We start from the raw sequence: 25,594 nt of genomic DNA, 5'->3' as shown, positions 1-25,594 counted from the left end.
TGAAAAAAATAATTCGAAACGGAATGACTATTAACTTTTACAGATTGAAGGCAAGTTTGTTTGCAATTATATTACTAACTGCAACAAATACCGCTATTGCGCAATATGGCAATGAAACTCAATGGAGCAAAGATGGCTTTCATTATTATAGTGCTGATGCAGGGCAGATAGTTGAAACGGACGCGCGGGATGGTTCGAGCAAAATAATTGTAAGCCAGCAGGTACTTAGCCCTGCAGGTAAACCGGCCATTGGTGTAACACGATTCGCTTTCGCGGATGACGGGAACTCGGTACTGATCAATACCAATACCCAGAAGGTTTGGCGTTATGATACCCGTGGCGATTACTGGGTGTATAACCTTGCCACCAAAAGCCTGAAACAGGTAGGCAAAAAACGGCCGGCATCATCGCTCATGTTTGCCAAATTTTCGCCCGATGGTAAAAAAGTGGCCTATGTAAGCGGCCATAACATATATGTAGAAAACCTTGCAACAGGTGCAGCGCAGCAACTCACTAAAGATGGCTCTGCAAAGCTGATAAACGGCACGTTCGATTGGGTGTACGAGGAAGAGTTTGACTGCAGGGATGGTTTCCGATGGTCGGCCGATGGCAGGTCAATAGCATACTGGCAGATAGATGCGCGTAAGATAAATAATTACCTGATGCTGAATACTACCGATGCGGACTACCCTTTTGTTGTACCCGTAGAGTACCCTACCGCCGGACAAGACCCCAGTGTATGTAAAGTTGGCGTAGTTAATACAACAACAGGCATTACCACCTGGATGAAAGTACCCGGCGACGCGGTACAGCATTACATCCCCCGTATGGAGTGGGTGGCAGGCAGCAACGACATTATTTTGCAGCAGCTAAACCGCGCCCAAACACAAAGCACTATTTATACCTGCAATGCCAAAACAGGTACGGCAAAAGCCATATCGACCGAGAAGGATAATGCCTGGGTTGATGTACGCTCGGCATGGAATGGAGGTGAACAAGTGGGCTGGGATTGGATAGAAAAAGGCAAGGCCTTTATTTGGGCCAGTGAAAAGGATGGCTGGCGGCATTTATACCGCATGGGCCTTGACGGTAAAGAAACCCTGCTTACCCCCGGCAATTATGATATTACCGAAATGAACCGCGTTGACGAAGCGAACGGCTATATCTATTTCACGGCATCACCCGCTAACCCAACGCAACGGTATCTGTATCGCGTAAAGCTAAGCGGTGGTGACGCGCAGCGCATTACACCCGAAAACTTGCCGGGAACACATAACTACGATATTTCGACCAACGGCAGGCTTGCGCTGCACGATTTTTCAAACAGTTATACACCACCCGCGCAGGAAGTGGTGAGCCTGCCGGATAACAAACATATTGCAGGGGCAAACATTATTGTTGATGAAGCTAATAAGCCCAAAAATGCTCCCGAGTTTTTCAGGGTAAAAACTGCCGATGGCATTGATATTGACGGTTGGGTAAAAAAGCCGGCTAATTTTGACCCTGCCAAAAAATACCCCGTTGTATTTTATGTTTATGGCGAGCCGGCATCGCAAACTGTTACTGATACGTACGGCATTGGGCGCACCGGTTTATACCGCGGCAACATGGCGGACGATGGTTACCTGTATGTATCGGTTGAGAACCGGGGCGCTCCGGCACCGCGCGGGCGCGAGTGGCGTAAAGCGATATATAAAAAGATAGGTATTGTTAACATTCGCGACCAGGCCATGGCTGCCAAAGAAGTTTTGAAATGGCCCTATGCCGATACCAGCCGTGTGGCGGTATGGGGATGGAGCGGCGGCGGCTCATCAACCCTGAACCTGATGTTCCAGTACCCCGGGATATATAAAACAGGGATAGCCATAGCGGCGGTGGGCTGGCAGCTATCATACGATAATATTTACCAGGAGCGCTACATGGGCGTACCCATTGACGATGCCGGGCGCGCTGCCTTTATAAACGGATCGCCGGTTACGTATGCGAAGAACCTCCGGGGCAACCTACTATATATACATGGCACGGGGGATGATAACGTACACTACCAGAATGCCGAAAAGCTGATAAATGAACTGATAAAATACAACAAACAATTCCAGGTAATGCCTTACCCTAACCGCACACATTCCATATCTGAAGGTGAAGGCACAAGGCTGCACCTTGGCACCATGTTCACCCAATATTTAAAAGAGCATTGCCCGCCGGGTGGCAGGTAGTTATTTATGATAAGTCTTCTCAAACAAAATATTGCCCGGCATATTTCGCTTTCTGAAAGTGAAACGGAAGCGTTTTGCAGTTTATTTCAACACAGGCTGATCACGAAAAAGAGCTTTTTATTAAGAGCGGGCGAAGTGTGCAAGTTTGAAGGCTTTGTTACCAAAGGAATTTTCAGGGTGTATCACATTGATAAAGACGGGGCCGAGCAAATACTGTACTTCGCGATAGAGAATTGGTGGATAACCGATATCGACAGTTTTACTAACGAAAGGCCGTCGCAGCTTTTTATCGAAGCGCTTGAAGACAGCGAGGTGCTTTTAATTTCAAAAAAAGATAAAGAGTTTGCCTATGCAAATTTGCCGCAGATAGAGAAACTTTTTAGGATAATGACCCAAAAAACGCACGTTGCCCTGCAAAGGCGATTGATAGATAATTTGAGCAAGACAGCCGATCAGCGCTATCTCGACTTTATCGAAAAATACCCCCAATTCTACCAGCGGCTTTCCAATCTTCAAATAGCCGCCTACTTAGGCATCAGCCACGAATTTTTGAGTAAGATAAGGCACAAAATTGCCAATAAAAAATAAGGCAGATTTCATTTATTGAACTTGTTCAATGTTTTTGGGTATGGGATGATCGCATCTTTGTATCATCATTAAGCACAATAAAATGAAACCAATTATTTCAACAGCATTTTTAATCATCTTAATCTTATTCAAAATGGAAGCACAGGCACAAAGTTTCAAAACCATTGAAACAGGTAGTTTTAAATTAGAAGTTTACAACGCATCAGAAAACAGTTTTGGCGTAGCATCGGTCATCGTATCCGGAAAAACAGACGCGGTTTTGATAGACGCGCAATTTACCCTGGCCGATGCTGAGAAAGTAGCACAGCAGATAAAAAATTCGGGCAAAAAATTAACCACAATTTATGTTTCTTTTGGCGACCCCGATTTTTATTTCGGACTGGAAGTATTCAAAAAGCATTTTCCCGGGGTTACTGTTTATGCATCGCCAGCTACAATAGAATATATAAAAGCTTCGGCACAGAAAAAATTAGACGTTTGGGGAGGCCAGTTGGGTAAAGCCATAACATCAAATGTTGTTTTACCACAGGTTTTAAAAGGAAAGAGCATTGAGTTGGAAGGTGAGCAATTAGAGGTCATCGGCCTGGAAGAGTTTCCATCTAAAACTTTTGTTTGGATACCTTCTGCCAAAGCTGTTGTGGGCGGCATCAATGTATTCGGAACTACTTTTCACCTTTGGATGGCCGATGCGCAAACCGCAGAAGCCCGTCAGCAATGGATAGATGTGTTAGACAAAATTGAAGCGCTGCACCCGGCTATCGTAGTACCGGCCCACGCTAATACCGCAAGCCCGTTCGATCTGAGTACGGTGCAACATACCAAAAGCTATATCCGGTTTTATGAAGAAGCTTTAAAAACCAACAAAACATCTGCAGCGCTTATCGCGACATTAAAAGCAAAGTACCCTGCCTTAACTTTTGATATTGCCTTGCAATTGGGCGCGAAAGTAAACACCGGCGAAATGAAGTGGTAAGCAATAGCTTACCGTTAACCTGGCAATACTAATTACACCGATGGTTATATTTAAATAAAAGTAAAATGACGAATCTTGAAATTATACAAAGCACTTATGAAGGCAAAACTTCTGAAGAGAACGGAAAAAATTTGGCCAGCTACGCGGCCGAAGACCTCACGTGGACAGAAGCCAAAGGCTTTCCGTATGCCGGCACCTATATAGGTTTGGATAGCATTACCAAAAACGTTTTTAGCCGTTTGGGAAGTGAGTGGATAGATTATAAGTTTACTCCGGAAGATTATGTGGCAAGCGATGATAAAGTTGTAGCCTATGGCACTTACACCGGCACATACAAAATAACCGGCAAGGCAATAGAAGCCCGGGTAGCCCATGTTTGGAAACTGAAGGATGGAAAAATTAAAAGCTTCGAGCAGTTTGTAGATAGCCAGCCGGTTAATAATGCCTTAAAATAATAGCATAAACATACCGAGCCCTCATTTATCAGCTGATGAATGAGGGCTCTTTTAATATGAATTACCACCGGTTATTGATAGTTTTTGTCGCTATCGTTCGACACGGTCAGATCATCGCTTGTAATGCCGTCGCTTTCAAAGTCGTTTTTGCGGCCCAGCAGGGTAAAGTTTTCTGCCACTACTTCGGTAGTGTATTTGCGGATGCCTTCTTTATCTTCAAAAGAACGGGTGCGTAATTTGCCTTCAATGTAAACCAGTTTACCTTTTTGCAAAAACTTTGCCGCCACATCGGCAAGGCCGCGCCACATTACAATGTTATGCCACTCGGTTTGCTCAACCTTACGGCCTTCTTTATTAAACGTTTCCGAAGTTGCTAAAGGGAAACTTGCTACTGATACCCCGCCTTCAAGCGTACGAACATCGGGGTTCTTGCCTAAATGGCCAACCAGTATTACTTTGTTTATTCCAGACATATTATTTAATCAGGGCGTACAATTATTCTATAACTCAATAAATTTAGTTAAAAATAGAAAAATTAATTTAGGTAACGCCAAGTTTTTTATTTTTTCCACTTCTATGAAAAAATAGGATGCCTTTAAATTAATGTTATTTACACCTATAGCAATATGAAATAAACGCGCATGTATGTGTTGATGCGTTAATATGTGCTTTTTTTGAGGATATTCTTTAATAATATGTGGCATAATTCCGAATAGGTTAGTCATTTCTACCGACGAAAATAATTTCTCCACATTCTGTTCTCCATCAGTTTCTATCATCGGCAGGTCGTACATGTTTGCCCAAATGTCTGTATCGTCCCGCTTGTTCAGTAATATTCTATCTTCATCAATAACTACGAAGTAGTTAAAATAGCGGTTTTTAACCGTGAGCTTTTTAAGTTTAACCGGCAGGGTGTTAACCGCGCTGTTATTATAGGCAAAGCAGCCATCCCGCAAAGGGCAAATACCGCAATCGGGGCTTTTGGGTTTACATTGCAGGGCGCCAAACTCCATCATGGCCTGGTTGTGCAAGGCCGGGTATTCCTTATTAAGCAAATCATCCGCCATTTGTTGGAACAGCTTTTTGCCTTTAGTGCTATTAATAGGTTCGTCAATACCAAAATAGCGTGCAATAACCCGGTTAACATTGCCATCAACAACGGCTTTAGCCTGGTTTGCCGAAAATGATGATATGGCCGCGGCGGTATATTCGCCTATACCCTTAAGGGCGATAAGGTCATTATAGTTAGACGGGAATACGCCGTTAAACTGCTGTTTTACCAGTTGTGCCGTTTTGAGCATGTTGCGCCCCCGCGAGTAATAACCCAATCCCTGCCATAGCTTTAAAACCTCATCTTCGCTTGCCGCGGCAAAGTGTGTTACCGTAGGATATTTTTCGGCAAAGCGGTAAAAATAAGGCATCCCCTGCTCCACACGTGTTTGTTGTAAGATAATCTCGCTCAGCCAGATAACATACGGATCAGTAGTATTTCGCCAGGGCAGGTCGCGTTTATTTTGTTGATACCAGTGTACAATAGTTTCCGAAAAATTCATCAATATCAAAGGTAAGTGTTTTGCTTAATAGTGCCCTGTATAGTATTTTGGATACGTTCTGTAAAAATCTTATTTTTTATTTTTCTCTTTCGTTTTTTAGCAATACTTTTGCAACCCCAAAACAGTTAAGTATTTACAAAAATTAATAAAGAAAAACAGGTATGACCAAGGCAGAAATAATAGCTGAAATCTCATCTAAAACAGGCATAGAGAAAGTTGATGTACAGGAAACTGTTGAAGCGTTTTTTAAAGTAGTTAAAACCTCGATGGTAGGTGGCGAAAATGTATATGTTAGAGGTTTTGGAAGTTTCGTAGTAAAAAAGAGAGCAAAGAAAACCGCTCGTAATATTTCAAAAAACACTGCCATTATTATTCCGGAACATTTTGTACCAAGCTTTAAACCGGCTAAAACTTTTGTTGAAAAAGTACGTACAGGTAACAAAACAAAAGCAGTAAAATAATTTAAGCGATGAAAAAAAGTCAAATAGCCCTTATTATAGCAGTTGTTGCCATAATGGGCTATTTGTTTTCATTAAAACCGGTTGCTTTAATTAAACCTAAAGAAACCCGCAGCAGTGCAGGAGCCAATGTTACCGAAGCTAAAGCCGCTACAGCAACCAACATTAATGTTGAGTATGTATCGGTAGCCGCCAAACAAGCCATAGGCAATAACCTGGCAGGCGAGATAGGGGCATTAGAAGCAAATTTAAAGACAGCAGGCAACGATGCCGATAAGCTTAAGTTAGAAAAGCAACTGGCACAAAAATGGGATGACGTAAATCAACCCGCACCCGGAGCTTTTTATTACCAGGCCATTGCCCGGAGTGAAAACACCTACCAAAACTGGATAAATGCAGGCGACAGGTTTAATGACGCTTACAAAGCAGGGGTAGATACATTAGCACAGCCGGTGTATGTTACCAACGCTGTTGAAGCGTTTGAGAATGCCGCAAAACTTAACCCCGATGGCCTTGATGCCAAAACAGGTTTAGGTATTGCCTACGTAAATGGAGGTGCACCAAGCCCGATGCAGGGGATAGCTTTATTGCTCGAAGTAATAAAGAAAGATCCGGGCAATCGCAAAGCAAGCCTCAATTTAGGTTTGTTTGCCATGAAATCGGGCCAGTATGAAAAAGCCGTTGAGCGCTTTAAGGGTATGATAACCCAAAAGCAGGAGGTTGAGCCATACTTTTACCTTGCTGAAAGTTACAAACAGCTGGGTATGAAAAAAGAGGCTATTGAAGCCTACCAAAATTGCAAAACATTGTTGCCGGACCCCGCGTTCGGACAACGTATTGATGAGTTTATAAAGGAATTAAAAAATTAAAATTTATTATTATGCCAAGCGGTAAAAAAAGAAAGAGACATAAAATGGCCACTCACAAACGCAAAAAACGTTTGAGAAAAAACAGGCACAAAAAGAAATAAGCAGCTTTCTCTGTTTGTTAATTGCCCTTAAAGGGCAATTGATGTTATTGTTTAAACCATCGTATTTTTAACGTAAAACCATCTATGTGGTTTGAAAAAGAAATGGAGTAGCCATTGGTAAAAGAATTAATTATCGATGCAACCCCCAGTGGGGCTACTATTGCTTTATTACAGGATAAACAACTTGTAGAACTAAACAAAGAGCAAACCAACAACAATTATGCTGTTGGCGATATTTATCTCGGCAAGATCAAAAAAATCATGCCGAGTTTAAATGCTGCTTTTGTGGATGTAGGCTACGAGAAAGATGCGTTTTTGCACTACCTGGATCTTGGTCCGCAGGTGCAAAGCTTAATGAAATTGGCCAAGCAGGTACGTGGCGGCAGCTATCAAACCAAATTGCTTGATAATTTTAAAATGGAGCCCGAGATAAACAAGGCGGGCAAAATTGGCGAGGTACTGGCTAAAAACCAGTTGATACCCGTACAGATAGCTAAAGAACCTATCAGTACCAAAGGGCCCCGTTTAAGTTCTGATCTTTCTATCGCCGGAAGGTATGTTATCCTGGTTCCGTTTTCGGATGCTGTTTCTATATCCAAAAAGATAAAGAGCAATACCGAACGTAACCGCCTGCGTAAAATTATCGAAAGCATCAAGCCACAAAACTTTGGTGTGATCATCCGTACGGTATCCGAAGGTAAAGGTGTTGAAGAGATGCAGAAGGATTTGCTTGATCTGGTTTCCAAATGGGAATCGTTCATCACCCGCCTGCCATCAACCGAACCCGCTAAAAAGATATTGGGCGAGATGGACCGCACATCCACCATCCTGCGCGATATACTGAATCCCGATTTCCAGAATATTTATGTTAACGATGTTGGCATTTACGAAGAGGTACGCACGTACATCAAACAGATATCGCCGGATCTGGAAGGAATTGTTAAGCTACATAAACACAAAGAGCCCATTTTTGAGCACTTTGGTGTTGATAAGCAGATAAAAGGCGCTTTTGGTAAAACGGTAAACCTTGCCGGTGGCGCTTATTTGGTTATTGAGCATACCGAAGCACTGCACGTTATTGATGTGAACAGCGGTAACCGCACGGCTAACAAGGAAAACCAGGAAACCAACGCTTTCCAGGTAAATAAAGAAGCAGCAAAAGAAATTGCCCGCCAGTTGCGCCTGCGCGATATGGGCGGCATAGTAGTTGTCGATTTTATCGACATGCATAAACCGAACAACCGTAAAGATCTGTTTGATTATTTACGCGATGAAATGGCCCTCGATCGCGCCAAGCACACTATTTTGCCGCCAAGTAAATTTGGCCTGGTACAAATAACCCGCCAGCGCGTAAGGCCCGAAATGAACATTGTTACTACCGAAGTTTGCCCCGCTTGCGGCGGCACAGGCACCATTAGGCCTACGGTATTGCTGATAGATGATATTGAAGATAACTTCAACTACATACTAAAAGAGCAAAACGAAAAAAATATTACCCTTTGTGTACACCCGTACATTGAGGCCTACATTAAAAAAGGTGTATTTAACCGCCAGATGAAATGGTACTTTAAATACAGCCAGTGGATTAAAGTAAGCAGCAACCCTGCCTACCAGATCACCGAGTTCCATTTCCTTTCGGGGAAGGGCGAGGAGATAAAGCTTTAATTTGCAAATGTGCAGATGAGTAAATGTGCAAAATGGTGGTAAACCGTTTGCACATTTTTTGTTTTAGGTAAAAACCAGACGGGGTAAGAATTAAATTTTCATTCAACATGCATTTTAACTGAACAATCATAACATTTTAGTGACAGTTAAACCTTGCTTGTTTTAAGTGGTTAAATCATTATTCATTAATAAAACGATCGGTTATTTTATTAAAAAGTAAACCATGGAACAAGCAACAAACAATCAATCAAAAAACAGCGCCACTTTTGGTGAAACGTTAACCTTTATCGGGGTAGTTTTAGCACTTATTTTATTGTCGGCAATACCAGGCTGGGCGCAACAGGTGGGTTTACCTGATGCTGAAGGTAAACCAATAGAAATGAGCGACGCGGTAAGAGAAATTGACGGCAGCATTTATATAAGCATAGACTGGAGCGACGGAACGATAAGCCGCAGCGATAACGAGAAGTACTATAACCTTAAATTAAGGTATGATGAGTACGATGACCAGATTGTATTTGAAAACAGCAAAAACGAAAGCGATGTACCGGTTTTTACCGATGTGAACGGTTTTACTTTAAAAGATTTTGATGGATTGGATGTGGCAAAGTTTAAAAACGGTTTTCCGGCAGTGGATAATTTGACTGCGAAATCGTTTTACGAAGTGCTATGTGATGGCAAGATAAAACTGCTAAAGCATTATGCTAAAACCATTACCGAAGTTAGCGACCCCGGTGCAACGAGCACTACAAAATCATTTAAGGATGAACAGGATTATTATATCCTGAAAAATGGCGCCATGACAGCCGTTAAACGTGATGAAAAGGATATATTGGCTGCTTTAACCGATAAGGAGCCACAAATAGCTACCTTCATCAAATCCAACCGAATTAAGTTTAAAAACGATGCCGACCTGGGCAAGTTATTTGATTATTATAATACGTTGGAGTAATTTGCAAATGTACAGACGAGTAAATGTGCAAATGGTGATGAGCTGTTTGCACATTTTAGTTTAGTGAAAAAGGCGCTAAGATTTTAAACTGAATAGCATCAAGGTTCATCAGTCATCGTGCCGAAGTAGCGGGCGTTTGGGTTTTTTAACCAGATCACGCAGAAAAGCTATCGGTTCGATGTAATAAGGGTTCTTGTGTATCTTGCCGTTCAAAATAACATAAGGGTGGGTTGCAAGTACATCTACCAGTACCCTGGCGCTAAAGCGGTTAATATCATACATGCATATTAAAGAGCATACATGCTGCGGAACCAATTGATTCAGCTTAGCCTCATACTCGATCAGTTCGTCGGTGCCGGCAACATTTTTTAACGCCCACGCCATATCACCGCAGGCCCTAAAGCTATCGTAACCGGCATCTTCGTTGGAAATAAGGGCATCTTCTAACTTTTTATACATTTTATCGGCAGCAAAATAGCCTCCTTGTAAATAGGTATCATCGGCCGATAGTACTTTCAATTGGCCACTTTCAAGTTTACTATCAACCTCAATGCCAGCATTTTGCAGCCGATGGCAATGATCGTTGTAAGATGTGCTCTCCAGTATATTTAATATCTCATCGTTATTTTCCAGGCCTTCTTTAAGGTATGGAAGGATAACATCGTAACGTTCGTCTTCACCATCAAAAAAACCACAAATATGCATTGGTGTGCTGTGGGTTTCACCGCATACTGTCAGGGATGTTTGTTTTATCATGTTATCCCCTAACAAAGATGTATATTATTGGTTTTAAAAAATTATTAGTACAGGATATGGTGCGGTGATAACACCGGGCATAAGCTGAAATAGATATAATTACTAATAAAATTAGTAATTATCAAAATCAATTTGCACATTTGCACATCTTCAAATACGCACATTAAAGAAACGTGGCTAAAACTAAAACATCATATTTCTGCCAGAGCTGTGGTTACGAATCGCCAAAATGGTTGGGTAAATGCCCGTCGTGCCAGGAGTGGAACACTTTTGTAGAAGAGATCATCGAGAAATCGAACGGTTCCATCCCCGATTGGAAAGCGGCTTCTACATCAACATCCATGCAACGATCAAACAAACCGGTATTGGTTTCGGATGTTGTATTTGAGGAAGACCACCGCATGCTTACTCCCGATAAGGAATTTAACCGCGTTTTAGGTGGTGGTATTGTTCCGGGTAGTTTGGTGCTGATAGGTGGCGAGCCCGGCATAGGCAAATCAACCCTGATGCTACAACTGGCCATGAATATGCCTGCGTTAAAGGTGTTATATGTTTCGGGCGAGGAAAGTGACCGGCAGATAAAAATGCGTGCCGAACGGCTTTCGCCAAACGCGGGTAAAGCGGGTGGCGGGTGTTTTATATTGACAGAAACATCCACACAAAACATATTTAAACAGATAGAGCAATTACAGCCCGACCTGGTAGTGGTAGATTCTATCCAAACGCTCTACTCCTCGCATATCGAATCAACCCCGGGCAGTGTATCGCAAGTGCGGGAGTGTACAGCCGAACTACTTAAATTTGCCAAGGAAACAGCTACCCCTGTATTTCTGATAGGCCATATCACTAAAGATGGTATGATAGCCGGGCCGAAAATATTGGAACATATGGTAGATACTGTTTTGCAATTTGAGGGCGACAGGCATCATGTGTACCGGATATTGCGTGCCATCAAAAACAGGTTCGGTTCGGCATCTGAGTTGGGTATTTATGAAATGCTGGGCGAAGGCTTGCGCGAGGTTTCTAATCCATCCGAGATATTGTTATCGCAAAGGGAAGAGCCTATTAGTGGGGTTACCATATCAGCCACTTTAGAAGGCGTTAGGCCTATGCTGATAGAGACACAGGCATTGGTGAGTACATCAGCTTACGGAACACCTCAGCGGTCAGCCACGGGCTTTGATACAAAGCGCATGAACATGCTGCTTGCCGTGCTGGAAAAACGCTGCGGTTTTAGGTTGGGGACGCAGGATGTTTTCCTGAATATTACCGGTGGCATCCGTGTTGAAGACCCGGCTATCGACCTGGGTTTGGCAGCGGCTATCATCTCATCGCACCAGGATATTCCTGTGCCGTTTAAAACCTGTTTTGCTGCCGAGCTGGGTTTATCTGGCGAGATACGTGCCGTCAATAAAATAGAACAACGCATTGCCGAAGCTCAAAAGCTGGGTTTCGAAGAAATATACATATCCAAATACAATATTCCGTCTGCTGCCAAGGATAAAAAGATGCTCGATTTTTCACGCTTCAGCATCAAGGTGATACCTGTGGCCAGGATAGAAGAAGCCTTTAACCTGTTGTTCGGATAATTTGGAGGAGGAAAGAGCAAGGAATAAGGAGTAAAGATTTATGCAGGCATTTCCTTACTCCTTGTTCTTTATTCTTTGCTCAATTAGCTATGGCGTAGTAACTATCGAAAGCTTGCGGATGGCATGGTTGCCATAGTCAGAAACAAACACATTGCCCGATGCATCTATGGCTATACCGCGCGGGCTATTGAACAATGCTGCCGTATTTAAGCCATTTACAAAGCCTGCAGTTGCAGATACACCTGCTAAAGGATAGATTACGTTGTTTGTAGTTATTTTTAACACGCGACCATTACCATCCGTAGTATAAACGTTACCGGCAGCATCAAGAGCGATACCCCATGGCGCACCCAGCACTGTACTTAATGTTGTAGTACCAATTAATGTTGACACCGCCCCGGTAGGGGTAATGGTACGTATAGCGCTGTTTGTAAGATCGGCAATATATACGGTACCGGTACTGCTAACAGCAATGGCACCCGGCGATGCAAACTGTGCTGCCGTACCTGTACCATCAACAAAACCGGCGGTAGTGATGCCGGCAAGTGTAGATACTACACCCGCTGTTGTTATTTTACGGATCATGTTATTGCCGCGGTCGGCAACGTAAACATTACCGGCAGCATCAACTGCTACACCTGCAGGCAGGTTAAATACAGCGCTGGCACCTGCACCATCGGCATAACCTGTATAGCCGCGACCGGCTAATGTGGTTACCATCCCTGCGGTGCTTATTTTACGGATCATGTTATTACCCATATCGGCAACATAAACATTACCTGCGGCATCAATAGCTACACCCTGCGGGCCATAAAACTGTGCTGTAGCAGCAGCGCCATCCTGATAACCTAAGGTTCCGCTACCGGCATAGGTAGATGTAACACCTGCAGGCGTTATCTTCCGGATAACGTTATTGTAAAAATCGGCAACGTAAATATTACCGGCAGCATCTGTACAAAGGCCAAGCGGATTGCCGAATTGAGCTATGGTACCTGCACCGTCAACATAACCACTTGTGCCTATTCCGGCAAATGTGGTTACTGTGGTATTCAAAGCAAAGGTAGCAGTAGCCGTTTTAAACTGGGCAACACTGCCATAAGCAGTTGCCGTGCCCGTAATAACATAAGTGCGGTAATAGTAGATAGTATTGGGTGCCAGGCCGCTTAATTTGCTGGCAAAAGTTAAGGTATCAACACTTACTGTTGTCTTTGAATCGGCAACGGTAGGTGATTGATTGGTGGCGCTATAGCAAATACCCATTGATGTTACTGAACTAAGGCCACTGCTAACCAGCACGCCAAAAGTTTGTGCGGATGTACCGGTTACACTACCGGCTAAAGGAAAGGTATAAATAGAGGGTTGAATATCATCGCTGCTGCTTGATTTACTGCAACCTTGCGATAATAAAACAACATATAAAAGGCAAACGAACAGATAAGGTAAGGTTTTCATTTTCATGAGGGTAAAAGTCCCGGGTGAAAATGAAATTTTGATGAAAAAACACTACTGTAACCTGTATTTAACGTTTTTTAACTAAAGCTTAGAAGAAAGAGGCAAGAATCAAGAGCCTAGATATCTTTGATACACCATGGCTTACCATTTAAACAAGAGAGCCAGGACTTTTTTGTCTTGGCTCTTGATTCTTGTATCTTGATTCTTACTTAGAAAGGTACATCGATTTCTCTTTGTACAAATGGCGGAAGTATGGGTCCTGCAGATCGGGGATGAAGCGGATAGCCTCACCTGTCGATTTCATTTCAGGTCCAAGCTCTTTGGTTACTTCAGGGAACTTATCGTATGAGAATACAGGTTCCTTAATAGCATACCCTTTTAGCTTACGCTCAATGGTAAAGTCTTTTATTTTATTGGCGCCCAGCATTACCTTGGCGGCGATATTGATATAAGGCACATCATACGCTTTGGCGATGAAAGGCACCGTACGGCTTGCACGCGGGTTAGCCTCTATAACGTAAACCTTCTCGTCTTTTACGGCGAACTGGATGTTAAGTAAACCACTTACATTTAAAGCTTTCGCGATTTTTATGCTGTGCTCTTCCATTTGCTTTTGCACATTGTCCGACAGGCTGAATGGTGGCAGTACGGCGTACGAGTCGCCCGAGTGGATACCGGCAGGCTCAATGTGCTCCATCATACCAATAATGTGTACATCCTCGCCATCGCAAATCGAATCTGATTCAGCCTCTTCTGCCCTATCTAAAAAGTGGTCAATTAAAACACGGTTTCCGGGAAGATTTTTTAACAGGTTAACTACCGCTTTTTCCAGGTCTTCATCGTTTATCACAATGCTCATGCCCTGGCCACCTAACACGTAGCTAGGGCGCACCAATACCGGGTAGCCAACCGCGTGGGCTACTTCAATAGCCTCTTCGGCACTTTCGGCAACGCCGTATTTAGGGTATGGAATGTCAAGTTCTTTCAACAGATCAGAAAAACGACCGCGGTCTTCGGCAATATCCATATTATCAAAAGATGTTCCGATAATCTTGATACCGTGCTCATGCAACTTCTCGGCCATTTTAAGGGCTGTTTGGCCACCTAACTGAACGATAACCCCTTCAGGTTTTTCCAGTTCTATGATCTCGCGAACGTGCTCCCAGAATACCGGCTCAAAGTATAGCTTATCGGCCATGTTAAAGTCGGTTGATACAGTTTCGGGGTTACAGTTGATCATGATCGACTCGTAACCACACTCTTTAGCGGCAAGCAAACCATGTACACAGCTGTAATCAAACTCAATACCCTGCCCAATGCGGTTAGGGCCCGAGCCTAAAACAATGATCTTCTTTTTATCCGATGGGACAGATTCGTTCTCGCCTTCGTAAGTTGAATAGTAGTACGGGGTTTTAGCCTGAAACTCTGCCGCACAGGTATCAACCATTTTATAAACCCTGTTTATGCCTAAGGCCTTGCGGCGCTGGTAAACTTCTTCTTCGGTAGTGCTATTGCCCAGTATAAAAGCGATCTGCACATCGCTGAAGCCTTTTTCTTTAAGGGTACGCAAAAAGTCGGATGGGATGTTGCCAACCGAGTAGCGGCGCAATTCGGCCTCCAGGTAAATCAACTCTTGAATCTGGTTTAAAAACCAACGGTCAATTTTGGTAGCTTTACGGATAGACTCCATTGGCACACCCAGGCTCATCGCATCGTAAATGTGGAACAGCCTGTCCCAGCTTGGTTTTTCCAGGCTGTGCATAATCTCGTCAAGGTTACGGCTCTGGCGGCCATCGGCACCAAGTCCGGCACGACCGATCTCTAAACTCTGACAAGCTTTTTGCAGCGCTTCAATAAAGCTGCGGCCAATGCCCATCACCTCGCCTACCGATTTCATTTGCAGGCCTAACTCGCGGTTAGCGCCTTTAAACTTATCAAAGTTCCAGCGTGGTATTTTAACGATCACGTAATCCAAAGTAGGCTCAAAGTAGGCCGAAGTAGTTTTGGTGATCTGGTTTTCTATTTCATCAAGGTTGTAACCGATAGCCAGCTTTGCAGCGATCTTGGCAATAGGATAACCTGTAGCTTTTGATGCCAGGGCTGATGAACGTGATACACGCGGATTGATCTCTATAGCGATGATCGATTCATCAGCCGGGTTAACCGAGAACTGCACGTTACAGCCACCCGCGAAGTTACCAATGGCACGCATCATTTTGATGGCCTGGTTACGCATTTCCTGGTAGCAGCGGTCGCTCAGTGTCATGGCCGGGGCCACGGTGATCGAGTCGCCGGTGTGGATACCCATCGGGTCGAAATTCTCTATCGAACAGATGATGATCACGTTATCGTTACTGTCGCGCAGCAACTCTAACTCATATTCTTTCCAACCCAAAACAGCCTGCTCTACCAAAACCTCGTGTGTAGGCGAGGCCTGTAAACCACGGCTAAGGGCGGCGTCAAAATCTTCTTTTTTGTGTACAAAGCCCGCGCCTTTACCACCAAGCGTATAGCTTGGGCGAATAACCAGCGGGAAGCCAATGGTTTGGGCGGCTTCTTTACCTTCAAGGAATGAGTTGGCAATTTTTGAAGTTGCCACACCAACACCTATATCTACCATCAACTGGCGGAAGGCTTCGCGGTTTTCAGTTTTCTCTATCGCGGCAATATCAACACCTACAATTTTAACCCCGTATTTTTTCCAAAGGCCTTGCTCATCAGCCTCAATACAAAGGTTTAATGCAGTTTGGCCACCCATAGTTGGCAATACGGCATCAATTTTTTGCTCCTGTAAAACTTGCTCAAGACTGGCAGTGGTTAAGGGCAGCAGGTAAACATGATCGGCAATAACCTTATCCGTCATGATGGTAGCGGGGTTACTGTTGATGATGGATACCGAGATACCTTCGTCTTTTAATGACAAGGCCGCTTGCGAGCCGGCATAATCAAATTCGCAGGCCTGACCAATAATAATAGGGCCTGAACCAATAATTAAAATGGATTTTATGGAGTTATCTTTGGGCATAGGGCTTTGATATGAAAGTCAAAAGTTCTAAGTTAAAAGTCTGATAGTATAGGACTTTTTCTATGCGCTGAATTGGGCAAATTCCCGTTTTCGGCTTCGGGATGCAAAGATAGGTTTTTGAACGGTTTAGGCGAATGTTTTTTGAAATAATTAATCGGGTTTATGTACATCTTTAAACTTTATCATGTCAATCAGTTTCAATTCTTTGTCGGTATCAAAACCGCAGGAAGTAGTAAATTTTTCCGGATTACTATAAGTGCCAAATAACATATCCCACCAAACAATATCGCCATAATTATTGCTATGCTTTTCATACTCATGATGTATACGGTGCATCTCGGGCCGTTGAAATATATAGCCTATCCACCGGGGTGTGGTTATGTTGGTATGATAGAAAAATTCGCCAAGAGCGGTACAAAGGGTATATATGGCACCTGCTTCCAAACTCAAGCCCAGCAAGGTGTAAACTAACAGACTGCCGATAATTGAATTGACCAGCATTTCGACCGGATGTTTGTAAAATGAAGTGATAACCTCAATCCGTTGGGCGCTGTGATGTATCTGGTGAAAATGTCGCCACAACAAATCGCTTTGATGGCGCCAGCGGTGCCACCAGTAAAAAATAAAAGTGGCAATAAAATAAGCAACAATGCCACCTGCCCAATCGGGCATTATCGCCGAAAGGTTAAATACTGAACTTACTGACAGCCATTTTTCCCAGCTATAGCCTGCAAGTGTAACTATTAATAACTGGAAAAAGTTGATGGCCAGTACACGTATGGTCCATGTAGGCACCTCGGGAAGTTTCCAGCCGGGGATGAGCCTTTCAATAAGAAAACAGGCTGCGAAACAAATAAGAATAATGATAAGCATAACGTTTGATTTTTTGTTTAGTCAAATGTCTGCCTATTGTTTTTGGTTCCTTTTGACTTAGGTCAAAAAATCACTTTCCTGCTCTTATTCTGCTAAGCGTTTCTTGCTTAATATTTAAAAATGATGCGATGTGTCCAAGCGATGCCTGTTGCAGGATACCAGGATAATTATTTAGTAAAGCCTGATATCGCTCCGCAGCCGATAGGGTTTGCAACTGAATTGTTTTTTCTTCGTTACGGATATAATATCTTTCTGTAATCAACCGGCCTGTACGGTTAAACTCGGGATATTGCTGATAAAGACTTTGCAGTTGATCCCAGGTAATGGATTGCAAATCACAATCTTCCAGCACCTCGATATTTTCGAACGACGGCTTTTGTGTAAAAAAGCTATATACTGAAATAATAAATTCACCTTCGCCCATAAACCAGTTGGTATACTGGTTGGCATTTTGATGAAAGAATGAGCGTAATAAACCTTGTTTAACGAAGTAAATGCGATGCGCTACCTGGCCGCTTTTTAATAAAAGGGTTTTCCTATTAAAATGCTCTTCTACTAAATATGATGTTATTTTATCTTGAAGTTCGACAGATAAAATAGACAGATTATTTATTGTATTGATAAGTTGAGAAGCGTCTATCATATCATAAATGTACAAATAACTGTGGTTGACGCGACATTACCAATGCCAAATTTTGTATATTTGTATGAGAAGATTTAAACCAATTAAACCTCTAAAAATTTTTGATAATACCTACTTTTACTCCCCTGTTACATAAACCGGCCTGTAAAAATTTGTCAGAATCGAGAGCATAATAACTCAACCTAAATTGAACATCCTGAATAAAATGAATATCTGCAAATATATATGCCCCGGTGATTCCCATGCTATTGCCCGCAATGACATGGCGGGTAAATTAAGTTTGAAAAATACCTGTTTTTACCTGCTTTTTCTGATGGTATATTTAGCCTTAACTTTCAATACCGCTTTGGCGCAAAGCACAGCAAAACAAGTTGGCGTTTGGGGCGACCAAGGTGACGGCACTTATAAAAACCCGGTGCTTAACGCCGATTACTCAGACCCGGATGTGATACGAGTAGGGCGCGACTTTTATATGGTATGCTCCGATTTTCATTTTATGGGGATCCCGGTGCTGCACTCTACCGACCTGGTGAACTGGACCATTATTGCCCAGGTGTATAACCGCATGGATATTGAACCTGGCTACAGCAACATGACCAAGTATGCCAAGGGTAGCTGGGCACCGGCGCTACGCTATCACAATGGTAAATTCTATATTTATTTTTGCACACCCGAGGAGGGTTTGTATATGAGTACTGCTACCGATCCGGCGGGCAAATGGTCGCCATTAGTTGAGGTAAAGCGGGTGGCTAAATGGGAAGACCCCTGCCCTTTTTGGGATGATAACGGACAGGCATATTTAGGGCATAGCCGTACAGGTGCCGGGCCCATCATTATCCATAAAATGAGTGCCGATGGTACGCAGTTGCTGGATACGGGTACCGTGGTTTACCGCGGGCCGACAGCCGAGGGCACCAAAATTTATAAGCGCAATGGTTATTATTATATCATCATCCCCGAAGGTGGTGTAGCTAACGGTTATGAAACCGCACTTCGGTCGAAAAGCATTTACGGGCCGTATGAGCGCAAGATCGTATTAGAAAAAGGGACTACCAAAGTAAATGGCCCGCACCAGGGCGGCTGGGTAGAACTGGATTCGGGCGAATCATGGTTCATGCATTTTCAGGACGATGGGCCTATTGGCCGTGTTGTGCATTTGCAACCCATGAAGTGGGTAGACGACTGGCCCGTTATGGGCGTTGATATTGACGGTAACGGCGTAGGCGAGCCGGTAGCTGTTTACAAGAAACCCAACGTAGCGAAGAGTTATAAGATCAGCGCCCCCCAAACATCCGACGAGTTTAATAAACCAAACTTAGGCCTGCAATGGCAATGGAACCATAACCCGGTAGATGGCAAATGGAGCTTAACGAATACGAAAGGATATTTGAGCTTAACAGCTATACAATCGCCAAATAATAAATTAGCCAAAAACACCATCACTCAAAAGCTGATGGGTAAAAAAGGCGCAATGACTACAAAGCTCGACCTGCAAAATTTGGCAGAAGGCCAGCGTGCAGGCCTGGCGCTATTAGGGCAAAATATTTACGAAATAGGTGTAATAGATACCAATGGTAAAACCATGCTTTTCGCGAATAATAATGGAAAGATAATATTGGGGGCAGTACTATCGCAACAAACCATTTACCTGCGCCTTGCCGCCGACCTGGAAGGCAACCACACCATAATGCAATACAGTTTGGACGGCAAAAGCTTTATGCAACTGGGCGATGAATGTGCACTGAGCCGCAAAAACTACTGGAAAGGTGTGCGGCCGGGCTTATTCAGTTATAACGTAAAGCAAGATGGCGGCGTGGCGCTATTCGATTGGTTTAAGTATAGTTATGATGGGCCAATGGGAGGGTTATAGAATCAGGAGGCAAGAATCGGGAATCAACACCCAAAGAGTTATTAATGACACCAGACCTGTTCTGAGATTTAAAAAAGCGTTGGTATTGTGCGATTTCCTCCCAAAGGGAGGGTATAGGGAGGGGTTTATGCGACATTGCATCGTGCATTTACCCCTACCCACCACTACACCATTCAGCCGCACCCTTCCCCGAGGAAGGAGTTTTGGTAGTTCTATTAATCTTCCGAACACCTGTGTTGGTAACACCAACTACGGCGGAAGCTGTTAAAAACAGGTATGGTAAAAACACTACCGTGTTCATTATACTTTTACCTGTTGTACCGAGCCTCTTAAAATTGTTAAACTTAGCTTGCGGCTATTTTAGCGGCCTTTAGTTTTTTACCTTTTTTATTACGCTTTCCTACCCACACCATTAAACCTGTTATGGGTAAACTTGCGCTGATCAGACTGGCTAAAAAGGCTATTATTTTGCCGAATAAGCCCAATATTTGCCCTGTGTGCAAATCGTAATTGGCATCATTCATTTTCATACCCGGGCTCTTACTATCCTGCGGTAAAAATTGAATTAACCCTCCACCGTTATTAAATGTATACCTGTCGCTCAAATAAAAGCGCATCGATTTATAATAGGCCGTTACCGTAATGTTGCTCACAAAAAACATCTGCGCCTGCGGCGAGTGGCTTACCGAATATGCAAACGCGGCATCAACAGGTAATTGGGTTACAACGCTATCAACGGGAGTTTTCAGTTTAGCAGGCGGCTTATCATCCGGAAAACCCCGACCAAGGTTGGTAGCCTGGTATATCCCTGTATGCATCCAATCATAAGCGAATGATAAGCCTGTAAGTGCCAATATCAGCGCTACAGCACAGGCATAAAAACCCAGCACATTATGCAGATCATAATTTACACGCCGCCAGCGGGCGCCCCATTTAATAGTTAAGCTACGCTTCACATCCTTTTTGCGCTTTGGCCACCACAGCACTATACCTGTTATCATCAGTATCACAAAAATAATGACGGAGATACCCACTACTTGTTTGCCAATTACGGGGGGTAATAATAAGTATAGGTGAATAAACTCTACTATGATAAAGAAATTACGTGCAGGGTTTTCTGTATGCAGCAGCTTGCCGTTATACGGGTTAAAATATAAAGCAAAGCTCTCCTTTTTAGGGGTTGTTACGGTTATAGCAGCCGGGCGGTCTGGCCCGTAATAAATAATACGGACACCAGCCTTGCCACCGGGGTAAAGCGCCAGGGCTTGTTTTTTGAGTTGCGATGGGGGTACGTATGGCCTGTTTTGTTGTACCACGTGCCTGTAGCTGTACAAGGCGTCCTGAATATCATCCTGAAATACAAACAGGCAGCCGGTAGCGCTTACTACAAACACCACCAGCCCGGAAATAAAGCCGAGCCAGCGGTGTATCCATAAAATACTTTGTTTAACAGTCATGCTTAAAAACGAAAACTGATGTTAGCGGCAACGTTCCTCGGCGCCTGTACCTCTATAGTGCTCCAACCTTTAAAGTATTCTTTCCCGGTAAGGTTGTTCATTTTTAAACCCAAACGGAATGTTTTGGTATTGTAAAACAAGCTTCCGTTAAGTATTATGTATTCGGGCAGGGTAAACACACCTGTAGTAAGCGTATTGGCCGTCATGTTCTTTCCTGCGTAGTTACCACCAAAGCCTATGCCCAAACCTTTCAAGTCGCCTTTGTGTAAGGTATAGCTTAACCAAAGGTTAGCCAGTTGCGCGGCCCCAGCCGAGTTTGGCCTACGGCCTTCTAACTGTACGGTACTTTTGGTGTATTTGCTATCGTTATAACTAAAGCCGGCTATAACATTCAATCCGTTAATGGGGTTGGCTATCACATCAAACTCTACGCCTTTGCTTAACTGGCTTGCATCCTGTACAGTTATATTGTAGTTTTTGCCGTCGCGTGTAAGTACATCTGTACGGGTTACATTATCTACCTGTATATCATAGTAGCTTGCCGTTACGCTCAGCTTGCTCTCAAAAGCGTCCAGTTTTATACCACCCTCCAATTGGTTGGCATGCTGCGGTTTAAACGTACCCGAAATATCGGCCAGGGGCTGGGTAACCGGCGCTACGTTTTTAAAGCCGTTCATATAGTTACCAAACACAGATACCTGGTCTTTTACCAATTGGTATACCAAGCCCAATTTTGGCGATATGGCGTTTTGGGTATAGCTGGTTGTAGTTTGGCTGTCAAAGCGGTCGGCACGTAAACTTAGCATCGCTAACAGGCGGTCGGTTACGTTCAGCACATCCGATGCGTATACGCTATAAACATAGCCATAAGTACTGTTTTTTGTAGGCGCATCGGTGCTGGCACCTAATTTTGCCATTACCGCCGAGCGGTTAATAGCAAGGTAATTTGTACTGGCAGCCGAACCGCTGATGACATCAAAAGCGATATAAGGCGAGTTGCTGTTATTGGTATTCTGGTTCAGGTAATCAACACCAACTACCAGGCGGTTGCGCAGGTTGCCTATTTTAAAATCGCCAATAAAATTCTGTTGAATATCAACTGCTGTACTGGTAGAATTTAGCAATGAGATGTTGCGCTCCAAAAGGTCATCAGTAGTTGCCGAACGAATAAACTCGTACTGGTAAAATCCATCCGATTTGCGTGTGTTTGATGAGAATATGGTTTGCGATGTCCAGCTATTTGATAATTTTAACGTGGCCTGCCCGTGAATGTTAGCGGTAGGCGTTTGCATGGTCAAATCGTTACTGGTGTATGAGCGTTTCCAGTCGTAATTCAGGTCGGCAGGTGTTGTAGCAATGAAAGCCCGCGAACGGTTAAGGAACACCGATGCCGGGCTGGTACCTTCGTACTGGTAAAATTCAGCACCAAAGTTAAAGGTTAGCTTATCTGTAGCCCGGTACTCAATGGCCGGGGCTATAAATGTTGATTTAGAAAAACCGGCATCCTGAAAACTGTTCTGATTAGTATAAGCGGTATTTAAACGGAAAAGTAAATCCTTTTTAGCACTTAACGGACCATACACATCGGCCGTTAAACGGTTTAAGCCAAAACTGCCGCCTGTATAACCAATCTCGCCACCGAGTGTATCAACAGGCTTTTTTGTTACCACATTTACCAAACCGCCAAAGGTGGTTAAGGCGCCGCCAAATAAAGTACCCGAAGGGCCTTTTATTACTTCTATCTTTTCAATATTTGCAGGGTCAATATCGCCATTGGTTTGGCCGGCTATACCATCAACAACGCTTACCTGTGTGCTAAAACCACGTAAGCTATAATAGGTAGCCCCATCGCCGTTGCGGCCGGTAGATGTCCATAACTTATCCAGCCCCGGCGCATTCTTTAATGCATCGCTAAAGTTGGTTACTACCTGTTCGGCCATCAGTTCTTTAGAAACCGTACTGTAAGCCTGCGGGTTTTCCAGGTTAGTTAAGGGCATCCTTGCCACCATTTTGCTTTCAAAATTGGCAAATTTGTTTTTACGGGCAGTCACAATAACTTCCTGCAGGGCCTTGTTATTTTCGGCCAGTACAAAATCAACCGTAAGGGTTTGGCCCGCAGCTACGGTAATGTTTTTGCTTTGTGGTACCAAACCTACAAGGCGCGCCATAATGGTGTATTGGCCCGGCGTAATATTTTTTAATTGATAATGGCCTGCCTGATTAACCAAAGTACCTTTGGTTGTACCGGTAAGCATTATGCTCACCATTTCGGCGGGTTTACCATCGGATGTTTTTACTGTTCCGCGAATGGTGCCTGCCTGCTGGGCAAAGGCCGAAAAAGAAAAGATAAATAATGTGATGACGATCAAACATCGGCTAAAGAAATAGCTGTTTCGTAAAAAAGAATACATACGTTTGTAAGAATAATTAATGGTTTGAAAAATCTGTTGATTGTACCCGATAGGAAGTTTGGCGACGGATCATCGGGTTTTTTTGTATCAGCTTGTTAAGGGGGAAGGGGCAGGTACATATTGATATTTTTGACAAAAGTACTCTTATTTAGAATAAATCCAAATAAAAATAACATTCAAATTATTGACCTGCTTCAGGTATTAACTACAGTACAATACCCTATAATAAAAAAGCCCCTTAACGGGACTTTCTATTATAAAAATTTCGATTTAACAAATTGGTAGCCACACGCAGTGGTAGCCTGTCGCATAATGCAGCAAATTAAGCTGAAAGCTTAAGACATTTTGGGTCAAAGCATCCTGCTTCAACCAGCGTGAAGAAGGAAATTTATAACATTCCTGCCGCCTGATCACTCAATCATTAAACTAAAATACCCTACATAACAGCCCTTTCAAATACTCTCCTTCGGGGAAGGAGGCACGAACGGGGTGATCTGCAGGTTGGCAAAACTGGTGGATGAACTGCACCTCTTTACCGGCATCAAGCGCGGCCCAGGCGAGGATCTGTTTAAAGGTGGTCATGTCCATAGCGCCGGAGCAGGAATAGGTGGCCAGTAAGCCCCCTTTTTCAAGAATGAGCATGGCAAGGCGGTTCAGGTCCTTATAAGCCCGTGCGGCGCGGTCTAATGCCGAGCGTGATGGCGCGTATTTTGGCGGGTCGAGGATGATGAGGTCGAATGTTTCGTTATCTTCTTTAAACTTGCGCAGTTGCTTGTTTACGTCGCTCTTAATACTGCGATGCTCCACCGCAGCGAAACCATTGAGCGCGAGGTTACTTTTAAGTGTTTCTATCGCCAGCTCAGAACTATCCACACTGGTTACTGATTTAGCACCATGGCTAAAGGCATTTAGTGTAAAGCCACCGGTATAACTAAAGCAGTCCAATACGTTCTTTCCTTTTGTGTATTCTGCTACAATTTTGCGGTTATCGCGCTGATCGCAATAAAAGCCTGATTTTTGCCCTTCGGCAATGTTGATATGATACTTAATGCCATTCTCCACAACCGCTACCAGTTCGGGCGGCTGGTTTCCCGCAAGGATACCGAATGATGGCGCCATGCCTTCGTGCTCGCGCGATGAAGCGTCAGAACGATCGAATATACTGGCAGGGTTAAGCAGCTTTTGCAACTCATCAATGATGATCGGTTTGATGTTCTCCATCCCCGAGGTCAATATTTGCAGGGAAAGGTGATCGGCATATTTGTCAACAATCAATCCCGGAAGGTAGTCAGATTCGGAGAAGATAAGGCGGCAGGTATCGGTAACGCCGGGTTCAAGAAGAAACCGCCTTGCTGCCACTGCTCCTGCCACTCTTGCCCGCCACCAAGCCTCGTCGATGGTTACGTCTTCATTCCATTCCAACAGGCGCAGTGCCACGCGCGACTTATCGTTATAAAAACCATAGGCCATGAAGGCGCCTTTAGCATCGAGCAGCTTTACAATCTCGCCATTTTCGGGTTTACCTTTAACACGTTCTATCGCACCCGAAAATACCCAGGGATGTTTATGTAGTACCGCTTTCTCTTTGCCTTTTTTTAGTATAACGTCGATCATGATGGGGCAAAGGTAATTATTTGAGTTGTTTAGTTACTGAGTTATTAAGTTTGGATTACCGGATACTTAATAAC

20 protein-coding genes are annotated in these 25,594 nt (G+C 43.7%); 10 read left to right on the top strand and 10 right to left on the bottom strand.

The genetic code is table 11. From position 1 onward, the window contains the following. Positions 1 to 23: 23 nt before the first annotated feature. From KXQ82_RS01540 to KXQ82_RS01525, 4 genes are all read left to right on the top strand, one after another. Positions 24 to 2,216: a S9 family peptidase gene (locus tag KXQ82_RS01540; protein ID WP_219486189.1), complete on the top strand. Its 2,193-nt coding sequence runs from the start codon at positions 24 to 26 to the stop codon at positions 2,214 to 2,216. 6 nt (positions 2,217 to 2,222) lie between these two features. Next, the gene (locus KXQ82_RS01535) at positions 2,223 to 2,804 is read left to right on the top strand and encodes a Crp/Fnr family transcriptional regulator (RefSeq protein WP_219486187.1); all 582 of its coding nucleotides are present in this window, start codon (positions 2,223 to 2,225) and stop codon (positions 2,802 to 2,804) included. Positions 2,805 to 2,886: 82 nt separating this feature from the next. Next, a complete protein-coding gene (locus KXQ82_RS01530) occupies positions 2,887 to 3,777 on the top strand; it encodes an MBL fold metallo-hydrolase (RefSeq protein WP_219486186.1) in 891 nt (296 codons plus the stop codon). A gap of 65 nt (positions 3,778 to 3,842) precedes the next feature. Then, the gene (locus KXQ82_RS01525) at positions 3,843 to 4,232 is read left to right on the top strand and encodes a nuclear transport factor 2 family protein (protein WP_219486185.1); all 390 of its coding nucleotides are present in this window, start codon (positions 3,843 to 3,845) and stop codon (positions 4,230 to 4,232) included. A 71-nt stretch (positions 4,233 to 4,303) separates the two neighbouring features. Here KXQ82_RS01525 and KXQ82_RS01520 read toward each other — a convergent pair whose 3' ends face one another. Next, positions 4,304 to 4,705: a single-stranded DNA-binding protein gene (locus tag KXQ82_RS01520; protein ID WP_219486184.1), complete on the bottom strand. Its 402-nt coding sequence runs from the start codon at positions 4,703 to 4,705 to the stop codon at positions 4,304 to 4,306. A 27-nt stretch (positions 4,706 to 4,732) separates the two neighbouring features. Then, the gene (gene mutY, locus KXQ82_RS01515; protein WP_219486183.1) at positions 4,733 to 5,785 is read right to left on the bottom strand and encodes an A/G-specific adenine glycosylase; all 1,053 of its coding nucleotides are present in this window, start codon (positions 5,783 to 5,785) and stop codon (positions 4,733 to 4,735) included. A 161-nt stretch (positions 5,786 to 5,946) separates the two neighbouring features. On the opposite strand from mutY, the gene KXQ82_RS01510 reads away from it, so the two are divergent. The 4 genes from KXQ82_RS01510 to KXQ82_RS01495 all read left to right on the top strand — a co-directional run bounded on the left by KXQ82_RS01510 (position 5,947) and on the right by KXQ82_RS01495 (position 9,830). Beyond that, positions 5,947 to 6,246: an HU family DNA-binding protein gene (locus KXQ82_RS01510; protein ID WP_219486182.1), complete on the top strand. Its 300-nt coding sequence runs from the start codon at positions 5,947 to 5,949 to the stop codon at positions 6,244 to 6,246. An 8-nt stretch (positions 6,247 to 6,254) separates the two neighbouring features. Then, entirely contained in the window at positions 6,255 to 7,112 is an 858-nt protein-coding gene (locus KXQ82_RS01505) for a tetratricopeptide repeat protein (protein ID WP_219486181.1), read from the top strand. Positions 7,113 to 7,327: 215 nt separating this feature from the next. After that, positions 7,328 to 8,878, top strand: a complete 1,551-nt coding sequence (locus KXQ82_RS01500; RefSeq protein WP_219486180.1) for an Rne/Rng family ribonuclease — start codon at positions 7,328 to 7,330, stop codon at positions 8,876 to 8,878. Between the two features lie 223 nt (positions 8,879 to 9,101). Beyond that, positions 9,102 to 9,830: a hypothetical protein gene (locus tag KXQ82_RS01495; RefSeq protein WP_219486179.1), complete on the top strand. Its 729-nt coding sequence runs from the start codon at positions 9,102 to 9,104 to the stop codon at positions 9,828 to 9,830. A 108-nt stretch (positions 9,831 to 9,938) separates the two neighbouring features. Here the strand turns inward: KXQ82_RS01495 and KXQ82_RS01490 are convergent, their stop codons facing one another. Continuing rightward, on the bottom strand, positions 9,939 to 10,586 hold the full coding sequence (locus KXQ82_RS01490) for an MEDS domain-containing protein (protein ID WP_219486177.1): 648 nt from the start codon (positions 10,584 to 10,586) through the stop codon (positions 9,939 to 9,941). Positions 10,587 to 10,759: 173 nt separating this feature from the next. On the opposite strand from KXQ82_RS01490, the gene radA reads away from it, so the two are divergent. Further along, positions 10,760 to 12,175: a DNA repair protein RadA gene (gene radA / locus KXQ82_RS01485; protein ID WP_219486175.1), complete on the top strand. Its 1,416-nt coding sequence runs from the start codon at positions 10,760 to 10,762 to the stop codon at positions 12,173 to 12,175. 87 nt (positions 12,176 to 12,262) lie between these two features. Here the strand turns inward: radA and KXQ82_RS01480 are convergent, their stop codons facing one another. The 4 genes from KXQ82_RS01480 to KXQ82_RS01465 all read right to left on the bottom strand — a co-directional run bounded on the left by KXQ82_RS01480 (position 12,263) and on the right by KXQ82_RS01465 (position 18,168). Continuing rightward, positions 12,263 to 13,627, bottom strand: a complete 1,365-nt coding sequence (locus tag KXQ82_RS01480) for an NHL repeat-containing protein (RefSeq protein WP_219486173.1) — start codon at positions 13,625 to 13,627, stop codon at positions 12,263 to 12,265. Between the two features lie 205 nt (positions 13,628 to 13,832). Further along, positions 13,833 to 16,652, bottom strand: coding sequence for a carbamoyl-phosphate synthase large subunit (carB, locus tag KXQ82_RS01475; RefSeq protein ID WP_219486171.1), 2,820 nt, complete (start codon positions 16,650 to 16,652; stop codon positions 13,833 to 13,835). A 150-nt stretch (positions 16,653 to 16,802) separates the two neighbouring features. Then, positions 16,803 to 17,525 carry a sterol desaturase family protein gene (locus KXQ82_RS01470; protein ID WP_219486168.1) on the bottom strand — a complete coding sequence of 241 codons (723 nt, stop codon included), beginning with the start codon at positions 17,523 to 17,525 and terminating at the stop codon, positions 16,803 to 16,805. A 70-nt stretch (positions 17,526 to 17,595) separates the two neighbouring features. Continuing rightward, positions 17,596 to 18,168 carry a Crp/Fnr family transcriptional regulator gene (locus tag KXQ82_RS01465; protein ID WP_255563343.1) on the bottom strand — a complete coding sequence of 191 codons (573 nt, stop codon included), beginning with the start codon at positions 18,166 to 18,168 and terminating at the stop codon, positions 17,596 to 17,598. 205 nt (positions 18,169 to 18,373) lie between these two features. Here KXQ82_RS01465 and KXQ82_RS01460 point away from each other — a divergent pair, with 205 nt between their 5' ends. Further along, positions 18,374 to 20,038 (top strand): glycoside hydrolase family 43 protein, encoded by a 1,665-nt coding sequence (locus tag KXQ82_RS01460; RefSeq protein WP_219486166.1) that lies wholly within the window; start codon positions 18,374 to 18,376, stop codon positions 20,036 to 20,038. Positions 20,039 to 20,382: 344 nt separating this feature from the next. Here the strand turns inward: KXQ82_RS01460 and KXQ82_RS01455 are convergent, their stop codons facing one another. The 3 genes from KXQ82_RS01455 to KXQ82_RS01445 form a co-directional block, all read right to left on the bottom strand. Further along, entirely contained in the window at positions 20,383 to 21,495 is a 1,113-nt protein-coding gene (locus KXQ82_RS01455) for a PepSY-associated TM helix domain-containing protein (RefSeq protein ID WP_219486164.1), read from the bottom strand. Between the two features lie 2 nt (positions 21,496 to 21,497). Continuing rightward, positions 21,498 to 23,864, bottom strand: coding sequence for a TonB-dependent receptor (locus KXQ82_RS01450; protein WP_255563342.1), 2,367 nt, complete (start codon positions 23,862 to 23,864; stop codon positions 21,498 to 21,500). 468 nt (positions 23,865 to 24,332) lie between these two features. Continuing rightward, entirely contained in the window at positions 24,333 to 25,520 is a 1,188-nt protein-coding gene (locus tag KXQ82_RS01445; RefSeq protein ID WP_219486160.1) for a class I SAM-dependent rRNA methyltransferase, read from the bottom strand. Positions 25,521 to 25,594: the final 74 nt, after the last annotated feature.

Source organism: Mucilaginibacter rivuli (assembly GCF_019391655.1).
Classification (GTDB): domain Bacteria; phylum Bacteroidota; class Bacteroidia; order Sphingobacteriales; family Sphingobacteriaceae; genus Mucilaginibacter; species Mucilaginibacter rivuli.
Note: the sequence above shows the minus strand (reverse complement) of the source record. Positions and strands in the feature narration are given on the sequence as shown.

Bases quoted from the DNA above. Each gene is read 5' to 3' on its own strand.
- KXQ82_RS01455 (WP_219486164.1), bottom strand. From the start codon at position 21,495: ATGACTGTTAAACAAAGTATTTTATGGATACACCGCTGGCTCGGCTTT.
- KXQ82_RS01445 (WP_219486160.1), bottom strand. From the start codon at position 25,520: ATGATCGACGTTATACTAAAAAAAGGCAAAGAGAAAGCGGTACTACAT.
- mutY (WP_219486183.1), bottom strand. From the start codon at position 5,785: ATGAATTTTTCGGAAACTATTGTACACTGGTATCAACAAAATAAACGC.
- KXQ82_RS01535 (WP_219486187.1), top strand. From the start codon at position 2,223: ATGATAAGTCTTCTCAAACAAAATATTGCCCGGCATATTTCGCTTTCT.
- KXQ82_RS01505 (WP_219486181.1), top strand. From the start codon at position 6,255: ATGAAAAAAAGTCAAATAGCCCTTATTATAGCAGTTGTTGCCATAATG.
- KXQ82_RS01510 (WP_219486182.1), top strand. From the start codon at position 5,947: ATGACCAAGGCAGAAATAATAGCTGAAATCTCATCTAAAACAGGCATA.
- KXQ82_RS01525 (WP_219486185.1), top strand. From the start codon at position 3,843: ATGACGAATCTTGAAATTATACAAAGCACTTATGAAGGCAAAACTTCT.
- KXQ82_RS01465 (WP_255563343.1), bottom strand. From the start codon at position 18,168: ATGATAGACGCTTCTCAACTTATCAATACAATAAATAATCTGTCTATT.
- KXQ82_RS01540 (WP_219486189.1), top strand. From the start codon at position 24: ATGACTATTAACTTTTACAGATTGAAGGCAAGTTTGTTTGCAATTATA.
- KXQ82_RS01480 (WP_219486173.1), bottom strand. From the start codon at position 13,627: ATGAAAACCTTACCTTATCTGTTCGTTTGCCTTTTATATGTTGTTTTA.
- KXQ82_RS01470 (WP_219486168.1), bottom strand. From the start codon at position 17,525: ATGCTTATCATTATTCTTATTTGTTTCGCAGCCTGTTTTCTTATTGAA.
- KXQ82_RS01530 (WP_219486186.1), top strand. From the start codon at position 2,887: ATGAAACCAATTATTTCAACAGCATTTTTAATCATCTTAATCTTATTC.
- KXQ82_RS01460 (WP_219486166.1), top strand. From the start codon at position 18,374: ATGAATATCTGCAAATATATATGCCCCGGTGATTCCCATGCTATTGCC.
- KXQ82_RS01520 (WP_219486184.1), bottom strand. From the start codon at position 4,705: ATGTCTGGAATAAACAAAGTAATACTGGTTGGCCATTTAGGCAAGAAC.
- carB (WP_219486171.1), bottom strand. From the start codon at position 16,652: ATGCCCAAAGATAACTCCATAAAATCCATTTTAATTATTGGTTCAGGC.
- KXQ82_RS01495 (WP_219486179.1), top strand. From the start codon at position 9,102: ATGGAACAAGCAACAAACAATCAATCAAAAAACAGCGCCACTTTTGGT.
- KXQ82_RS01490 (WP_219486177.1), bottom strand. From the start codon at position 10,586: ATGATAAAACAAACATCCCTGACAGTATGCGGTGAAACCCACAGCACA.